Annotated in this window: 9 protein-coding genes and 2 pseudogenes; 3 read left to right on the top strand and 8 right to left on the bottom strand. The window is 73.9% G+C overall.

Annotated elements, in window-relative coordinates; genetic code table 11:
- Positions 1 to 93: 93 nt before the first annotated feature.
- From HGA02_RS06160 to HGA02_RS21615, 4 genes and pseudogenes are all read right to left on the bottom strand, one after another.
- Positions 94 to 543: a DUF6228 family protein gene (locus HGA02_RS06160; RefSeq protein ID WP_210728233.1), complete on the bottom strand. Its 450-nt coding sequence runs from the start codon at positions 541 to 543 to the stop codon at positions 94 to 96.
- 20 nt (positions 544 to 563) lie between these two features.
- Positions 564 to 938 (bottom strand): DUF2255 family protein, encoded by a 375-nt coding sequence (locus HGA02_RS06155; RefSeq protein WP_168678262.1) that lies wholly within the window; start codon positions 936 to 938, stop codon positions 564 to 566.
- The gene (locus HGA02_RS21620; RefSeq protein ID WP_343035312.1) at positions 935 to 1078 is read right to left on the bottom strand and encodes a cupin domain-containing protein; all 144 of its coding nucleotides are present in this window, start codon (positions 1076 to 1078) and stop codon (positions 935 to 937) included. Before HGA02_RS21620 ends, HGA02_RS06155 begins: the two co-directional genes overlap by 4 nt.
- Positions 1079 to 1093: 15 nt before the next feature.
- A pseudogene (locus HGA02_RS21615) lies at positions 1094 to 1366 on the bottom strand (hypothetical protein); the annotation flags it as partial.
- Positions 1367 to 1451: 85 nt separating this feature from the next.
- On the opposite strand from HGA02_RS21615, the gene HGA02_RS06145 reads away from it, so the two are divergent.
- A complete protein-coding gene (locus HGA02_RS06145; RefSeq protein ID WP_168678261.1) occupies positions 1452 to 2351 on the top strand; it encodes a helix-turn-helix transcriptional regulator in 900 nt (299 codons plus the stop codon).
- A gap of 84 nt (positions 2352 to 2435) precedes the next feature.
- Positions 2436 to 3422, top strand: a complete 987-nt coding sequence (locus tag HGA02_RS06140; protein ID WP_168678260.1) for an aldo/keto reductase — start codon at positions 2436 to 2438, stop codon at positions 3420 to 3422.
- Positions 3423 to 3465: 43 nt separating this feature from the next.
- Here the strand turns inward: HGA02_RS06140 and HGA02_RS06135 are convergent, their stop codons facing one another.
- The 3 genes from HGA02_RS06135 to HGA02_RS06125 all read right to left on the bottom strand — a co-directional run bounded on the left by HGA02_RS06135 (position 3466) and on the right by HGA02_RS06125 (position 5659).
- Complete coding sequence (locus tag HGA02_RS06135; protein WP_168678259.1) at positions 3466 to 4338, bottom strand: methyltransferase domain-containing protein; 873 nt, start codon at positions 4336 to 4338, stop codon at positions 3466 to 3468.
- A gap of 8 nt (positions 4339 to 4346) precedes the next feature.
- On the bottom strand, positions 4347 to 4490 hold the full coding sequence (locus HGA02_RS06130) for a hypothetical protein (protein ID WP_168678258.1): 144 nt from the start codon (positions 4488 to 4490) through the stop codon (positions 4347 to 4349).
- Between the two features lie 251 nt (positions 4491 to 4741).
- Complete coding sequence (locus HGA02_RS06125) at positions 4742 to 5659, bottom strand: alpha/beta hydrolase family protein (protein ID WP_246247484.1); 918 nt, start codon at positions 5657 to 5659, stop codon at positions 4742 to 4744.
- Positions 5660 to 5858: 199 nt separating this feature from the next.
- On the opposite strand from HGA02_RS06125, the gene HGA02_RS06120 reads away from it, so the two are divergent.
- Positions 5859 to 7457 (top strand): SLC13 family permease, encoded by a 1599-nt coding sequence (locus HGA02_RS06120; RefSeq protein ID WP_168678257.1) that lies wholly within the window; start codon positions 5859 to 5861, stop codon positions 7455 to 7457.
- A 12-nt stretch (positions 7458 to 7469) separates the two neighbouring features.
- Here the strand turns inward: HGA02_RS06120 and HGA02_RS06115 are convergent.
- Positions 7470 to 7851 (bottom strand): annotated as a pseudogene (locus tag HGA02_RS06115) (hypothetical protein); the annotation flags it as partial.

Raw genomic sequence — 7851 nt, 5'->3', positions numbered from 1 at the left:
TCAGCGTCGCGAGGTGGCGCTCGGTGACGAACGCGAGCTGGGCGTCGGTGAGGCGGAGCACCGCTCGAGCCTAGGGCCGGCCGCTGACCGCCCCTACGGGCGACCGGGCGACAGGAACAGGGCCACGGCGTCGGCGAGCGCCACCATCTCCGCGCCCGCCTCGACCGTCGTGTCGGCCGCCGCGCGCCAGCGACCCCCGAGCACGTCGGCGTGGTGCAGCCCCCACGTGAGCGTGACGTGCCCGCCGGAGCCGAACGTCGCCGACACGGTGAGGTCGCCGTCGAGCGACCGCCACGTCCGCGCGCCGTCCCACCCCGCGAAGTCCGCGGCGAGCCCGGCGAGGAACTCGGGGAGCCCGCTGCCCTCGAGCGTCCGGACGAGGGTCTCGGCGCTGAGGTGCGCGGCCTCGAGCCGCACGACGAGGTCGAGGACGACGTCGTCGGGGCCGAACGGCCGGTCGCGGCCCGAGAAGGCGACGACGACCTCCTCCTGCGGCGCGCGCGTGCGGAGGACCAGCGAGCCGGTGTCGTCGTCGAGCAGCACGACCGCAGCGTAGGGCGTGGTCAGCGGGGGTCGAGGCGGAGGGTCACGTCGACGACGGACGGGCCGACGACGGTGTTGACGATCCGCGCGCCGTAGCGGTCGTACTTCGCGTGGTAAGCGGCGTCGAGCGCGGGGTGCACGTCGGGTGCGGGCGCCGCGAACGTGACCTCCTTCTCGAGCCCGCCGACCTGCACGCGGCCCGTCCCGGACGCCTGCGCGCGCCGGAACCAGCCGTTGCCCGGGCCGTACGCCGACCGGATGTAGACGTCGTCGCCGGCGCGCACGACCCAGATCGTGACGCCCGGGCGCAGCGTGCCGTCGGGCCGGTACGACGCGACCCGCAGCTCGTCGGTCGACCCGACGACGGCGAGCTCGTCGGGCGTCCATCCGCTCATCGGCCGTACTCCTCGTCGGTCACGGGGTCGGCCCACGTCGCGCCGCCGTCGGGGGTGTTCGTCTCCCACATGGCGAGGTGCTCCATGAACGCGTCGGGCCCGGCGCCGTGCCAGTGCCACTCGTCGGGCGGGCACCACACGGACTCGCCGGGACGCAGCGTCAGGACGCGACCGTCGCGCGTGCCGACGCGGGCGACGCCCTGCGTGACGTGCAGCGCCTGACCGGCGGCGTGCCGGTGCCAGGCCGTGCGGGAACCGCACGCGGTTGACGCGCAGGCGGGACGGCGCGGGCGGGGCGGCGAGGACGTCGAACCAGACGTCGCCCGTGAACCAGGCGGCAGGTCCCTTCGTGGTGGGCGGCAGGTCGAGGTGCTCCATCGTGCGGTCCTTCCAGACGACGCGTCGGGTGACGCTCCCCAGACCACCATGACCCCGACCCGCCCGGGAGTGCCTGTCGTGACGGGTACCCGCAGGACCTCCCTCGCCGTGCCGGGCGGACGTAGCGTCGACGGCATGGACAACCGCGACGAGATCCGCGACTTCCTCGCGTCGCGCCGCGCGAGGATCACCCCGCAGCAGGCGGGCCTCACGGCGTACGGGTCGAACCGTCGCGTCCCGGGGCTGCGCCGCGAGGAGGTCGCGATGCTCGCCGGGGTGTCCGCCGACTACTACGTGCGTCTCGAGCGCGGGAACCTCGGCGGGGTGTCCGAGCAGGTGCTCGCGTCGCTCGCCGACGCGCTGCAGCTCGACGAGGCCGAGCGGCTCCACCTGCACGACCTCGCGCGCGGCGCGGGCAGCCGTCCCGGACGCACGCGACGCCGACCGCCCGTGGCCGTCCCCGAGAGCGTGCGTCTGCTGCTCGACGCCGTGACCGGCACGCCGGCCGTGGTCCGCAACGACCACCTCGACCTGCTCGCGTGGAACCCGCTGGGCCGCGCGCTGTACGACCCGCTGTTCGCCGGGCCGTCGCACGACGACCGCCGCCCGCCGAACCACGCGCGCTTCGCGTTCCTCGACCCCGCGGCTCGCGACTTCTGGGTCGACTGGGACCGTGCCGCGCACGACACCGTCGGGATCCTGCGCGCGGCCGCGGGCCGGGTCCCGCACGACCGGCACGTGCAGGACCTCGTCGGCGAGCTCTCGACCCGGAGCGAGGAGTTCCGGTCCTTGTGGGCGCGCCACGACGTGCACCTGCACCGCGGCGGCACGAAGCGCATCCACCACCCCGTCGTCGGGGAGCTCGAGCTCCTGTACGACACCCTCGCGATCGCGCAGGCACCCGGCCTGACGCTGCTCGTCTACACCGCCACCCCCGGCAGCCCGACGGCCGACGCGCTGCGTCTGCTCGCGAGCTGGGCGGCGACCCCGGCCGCCGCGACCACGACGCACCCCGCGTCGCCCCACCCGCGCTAGGCGTCGTCCGCCCTGACCCCCAGCGCGTGCCGCTCGTCGGCACGGCGCTCCCCGTCGTCCCGACGACCACCACCAGGAGGAACCATGCACACCCGCTCCCTCGGACCCGACCTGCGCGTCTCCGCCGTCGGCCTCGGCGCCATGGGCATGTCGATGAGCTACGGCCCCAACCCCGGCGACCGCGACGCGATGATCGGCGTCCTGCGCGGCGCCGTCGACCTGGGCGTCACGTTCGTCGACACCGCCGAGGTGTACGGCCCGTACGTCAACGAGGAGCTCGTCGGCGAGGCGCTCGCGCCCGTCCGCGACCAGGTCGTGGTCGCGACGAAGTTCGGGTGGCACATCGAGGACGGGCAGATGGCCGGGCTCGACTCCCGGCCCGAGCAGATCCGCCGCGTCGCCGACGCGTCGCTCCGGCGACTGCGCACCGACGTGATCGACCTCTTCTACCAGCACCGCGTCGACCCCGACGTGCCGATCGAGGACGTCGCCGGGACGGTCGGCGAGCTGGTCGCCGCCGGGAAGGTCCGCGCGTTCGGGCTCTCCGAGGCGAGCGCCGCGACGATCCGCGCCGCGCACGCCGTCCACCCGGTCGCGGCCGTGCAGAGCGAGTACTCGCTGTGGACCCGCGACCCCGAGGCCGAGGTGCTGCCGACGTGCGCCGAGCTCGGCATCGGGTTCGTCCCGTTCAGCCCGCTCGGCAAGGGGTTCCTGACAGGCACGGTCGACGCGTCCACGACGTTCGCCGACGACGACATCCGCCAGCGCGTCCCGCGCTTCACCGCCGAGAACCGTGCCGCGAACCAGGCGCTCGTCGACCACGTGCGCGCGCTCGCCGAGCAGAAGGACGCGACGCCCGGCCAGGTCGCGCTCGCGTGGCTGCTCGCGCAGCAGCCGTGGGTCGTGCCGATCCCGGGCACGCGCCGCATCGAGCGGGTCGCCGAGAACGCGGGCGCGACGGCGCTCGCGCTGTCCGCCGACGAGGTCGCCGACCTGGACGGGCTGGCCGCGCGCGTCGGCGTCGCGGGCAACCGCTACAACGACGCCGGCATGTCGATGGTCAACCGCTGACGCCGCCCGTCGCGCGTGTCCGCGGCGCTGACCGTCCCGGCGATCACGCGCGGCCCAGGCGCCGGCGCCGCCCCGGTTCTCGCGGGCCCGGCGGCCGGTGCCCCACCGCGAACGTGCGTCTGAACCCGAGCACGACGCCCCACGGCTGCCGCGGGTATGCCGCGTCGAGCGCGGCGGTGTAGTCGTCGAGGAACGCGGCGCGCTCGGCGTCGTCGGTGAGCACGTCGAGCACCGGCCGCAGCCCGGTGCCGCGCACCCACTCGAGCACGGGTGAGCGCTGCACGCCCTCGGGGTCGAGCACGTGCTCGTACGTCGTCTGCCAGACGTCCGCGTCGAGCCCCAGCGACGCGAGCACCCCCAGGTAGTCGGTCGGCGCGGCGACGGCGGCGGCCCGGTGCAGGACGGGCAGCAGGTCCTCGGCGCGCGGGTGCCGGGCGGCGACCTCGCGCATGAGCGCGTGCGACGGGGCGTCGAAGTTCGACGGCACCTGCATCGCGAACCAGCCGTCGTCGGCGAGCGCGTCGACCCAGCGCGGCAGCAGGTCCAGGTGTCCCGGGACCCACTGGAGCGCCGCATTCGTGACGAGGACGTCGACCGGTGCGCCGAGCGTCGTCGGGTCCCACTCCTCGGCCCGGGCCTGCACCCACTCGACGCGGCGGTCGGTGTCGAGGACGCGGGCGGCGTCGAGCATCTGCGGCGAGGAGTCGAGCCCGACGACGCGCGCCCCGGGCCAGCGCCGCGTCAGGCTCAGCGTCAGCGGCCCGTCACCGCACCCGAGGTCGACGACGAGCCGCGGCCGCTCGGCACCGACGCGCGCGAGGAGGTCGACGAACGGCCTCCCGCGGTGCGAGGCGAACAGCGCGTACTGCTCCGGGTCCCACATCGAGGCCTCCGGTCCGGGTAGGTATCTCGACATCAAGATACCTACCCGCGCCCGGGCTCCGTCTGTGAGGGGACGTCGGGCGGGGGCTCTCCTCGGTCCGGCGCGGCGAGCATCCCGAAGACCGCGATCGCGACCCACGTCATGACCGTGACGAGCAGCGCGAGCGCGCCCAGCGACAGGACCACGACGGTCGTGGCGTCGAGGGGGTCGCGCCGTCGCGCGCCGGTCGTCCATGCGACGGGGCGGGCGCGAGGGGGTCCGGACGGGCCGCGCGCGGGCCTGTCCGGCGTCGGTGGAGACATGCGCCCGAGTCTGCTGCGCGAGGGTCGGCTGAGGCGGGGGTGTGTCGGATCGGTACCGACCCGTGGCCGCGGCGAGACCTGCCGCGGCCACGGGGCGCCTGCTCACGGGCTCGCCCGCGGGGAGACGGCGACCGTCAGAACGGGCAGCTGCTGCGGACCTCGGAGTAGGCGAGGCCCGACGGCGGCGGGCAGAGGAACTGCGTGTAGCGGGTGTCCTGGTCGACGAACCGCTTGAGCCACGCGATGGCGTTGCGGGCGATGGGCGTGTTCGACGTGTTGGGCGCGAAGTGGCTCGCGCCGCGCAGCTCGACGTAGGTCCGCGGCGTCGTCGCGGGCAGCGACGCGTAGAACGGCTCGGCGTGGGTGGTGACGGACGCGATCGAGTCGTTCTGCGCCCCGACGATCAGCGTGGGTGTGCTGACCTCGGGCCACGTCTTGTCGAGGTTCCACGGCGTGAGCGCGATCGCGGCGCGCAGCGACGGGTCGTCCTTCGCGGCCTCGAGAGTGCCCCCACCGCCCATGGAGTGACCGGCGACGGCGAGGCGGGTGGCGTCGACGCGGTCGCGGACGGCGCTGCTGGTCGTGAGGTAGCGCAGCGCCGCACGGAGCTGGTCGCCGCGCGACGACGGCTGGTCGGACGTCGTCGTCGTGTCGATCGTGAAGACGACGAACCCCTGCGACGCGATCCGGTCGCCGAGCCAGGCGATGCTCGACTGCCGCGCGGTGTACCCGGGCGAGATGGCGACCGCGCCGAAGGTGCCCTGCGAGCGGTCGGTCGGGTAGTAGATCGTCCCGCCGCCGAACCCGCTGACCAGCCATCGGGACACGGACGTGGACGATGTCGCGAACGGCCCGCGGACCGCCTCGACGGAGGCGGTGGTGGGTGCGGGGCCGCGCTCGTAGGGGTTGTCCGCGGCGAGCGCGGGGGAGGCGCCGGCCGGGGCGATCCCGGCCAGGGCGGCGGCGAGCAGGACGGTGGCGAGACGGCCTGAGGGTCGGATCTTCATCGACGTGCCTTCCCAGGAGTCGGACGAGTCGACGACTCGTGTCATCGGTGACGTTACGCGCGACGAGCGGCCGACGGAAGAGCCAACCGACTAGTTGGTATGCGTGGTGCGACCGAGCCGCCGTCGAGGCCGACCGGCCGGCCCCGTGCACGTCGTCCGCCGGATCGGTCCGGGATGCTCTAGCGTCGCGAGCGGGGGAGCCCGGCCGACGGGCCCGCCCGTGCCGGCCGTCCGGAGGTGTGCGGTGAGCGACGTCGTCCAGGAGCCCGTGGCGCAGCGCGGGGCGCTGCAGAAGGTGCTCGACGCGGTCGAGCGGGCGGGCAACAAGGTCCCGCACCCGGTCATCATCTTCCTCGCGCTGATCGCGCTGATCATGGCGCTGTCGGCGGTGTTCCAGGCCGTGGGCAGCAGCGTGACGTTCGAGCAGGCGCAACTCGGCTCCGACGAGGTCGAGACCGTCACCGTCAGCGCGCAGAGCCTCCTCGACGCCGACGGCATCCGGTTCGTGTTCACCTCCGCGGTCGCGAACTTCAACGGCTTCGGCGTGGTCGGCGTCATCGTCGTCGCGATGATCGGCGTCGGCCTCGCCGAGGAGGTCGGGCTCATCGGGGCGTTCATCAAGCGCCTCGTCAAGGTCACGCCGCCGCGCTTCGTGACGTTCTCGATCGTGCTGCTCGGCGTCATCTCGTCGATCGCGACCGACGCCGGATACCTCGTCCTCATCCCGCTCGCCGCCGCGGTGTTCGCGTCGCTCGGCCGCCACCCGCTCGCCGGCCTCGCCGCCGCGTTCGCGGGCGTCGGCGGCGGGTTCGGCGTGAACCTGCTGATCACGCCCGTGGACGGGATGCTCACCGAGATCACCAACGAGGCCATCTCCGACCCCGCGCAGCACGTGTCGATCACCGGGAACCTCTTCTTCGGGATCGTCTCGACGTTCCTCGTCGCGGTCGTCGCGACCCTGCTGACGGAGAAGTTCGTCGAGCCGCGCCTCGGCACCTACCGCCGCGAGGAGGAGGCCCCCGCGTCCGACGACCCCGAGGTCGGCCCCGCACCCGCCGCGGCGAGCGGCGAGCTCAGCCCGCAGGAGCGCAACGGCCTGCGGTGGGCGTTCTGGGGCCTCCTCGGCGTCCTGCTGCTGGTCCTCGCGCTGTCGCTGCCGCCGGGCGCGCCGCTGCGCAACCCCGAGACGGGCAGCCTCGTCGAGGACTCCCCGCTGCTGAACAGCATCATCTTCCTCATCCTGCTGTTCTTCTTCGTCATGGGGCTCTGCTACGGCAAGGGCGCGGGCACCGTGAAGGGCAGCATGGACGTCATCAACCCGATGACGAAGACGATCGCGAACCTGTCGGGCCTGATCTTCCTGCTGCTCGTCATCAGCCAGTTCATCGCGTACTTCAACTACTCGAACCTCGGCACGATCGCCGCGGTGGGCATGGCGGACGCGCTCGAGGCCGCGAACCTGTCGACCGTCTGGCTGATCCTCGGGCTCATCGCGATGACGGCCGTGATCGACATCTTCATCGGCGGCGTCGTGCCGAAGTGGGCCATCTTCGCGCCCGTGTTCGTGCCGCTGTTCATCCAGCTCGGCGTCTCGCCGGACCTCGCGATGGCCGCCTACCGCGTCGGCGACTCGCCGATCAACGTCGCGACGCCGCTCATGCCGTACTTCGCGCTCATCGTCATCTTCGCCGAGCGCTACCGGCGCAAGGTCGGCGTCGGCTCGGTCATCTCGCTCATGCTCCCGTACACCGTGGCGCTGCTGGTCACGTGGAGCGCGCTGCTCGTCGTCTGGTACCTGCTCGGCATCCCGCTCGGCCCGGGCGCGTCGATCTACCTGGAGTGACGCGCGTGGCGGTCACGCGGCGAGGTCCGGGTCGGCGGTGACCTCGACCGTCGCCCACACGTCCCCGTCGAGCGCCCGGAGCGCGTCGACGACCGCACGCCGCACCCGGTCCTCCGCGTCCACGTCCCAGGTACCCGGCTCGACGACGAAGTCGACCTCGACGTAGAGCCTGCGACCGAGCTTCGTCGCGCGCACGACGGGCTCGGGCAGCCCGAACCGGTCGCGCACGTCGGCGACCGCGGCAGCGAGGGCCGCGGCCACCGCGCCGGACGGCGCCGCCTCCAGGAGCTCCCGCGACGCGGCGCGCAGCAGCCCGACCGGCACGGGCAGGATCACGGCGCACGCGACGAGCAGCAGCACCGGGTCGGCGTACCGCGTCGCCGCCGTCGCCCCG

Origin of the sequence: Cellulomonas septica (assembly GCF_012396155.1) — a bacterium.
Classification (GTDB): domain Bacteria; phylum Actinomycetota; class Actinomycetes; order Actinomycetales; family Cellulomonadaceae; genus Cellulomonas; species Cellulomonas septica.
This window is presented reverse-complemented; position numbering and strand designations above follow the sequence as displayed.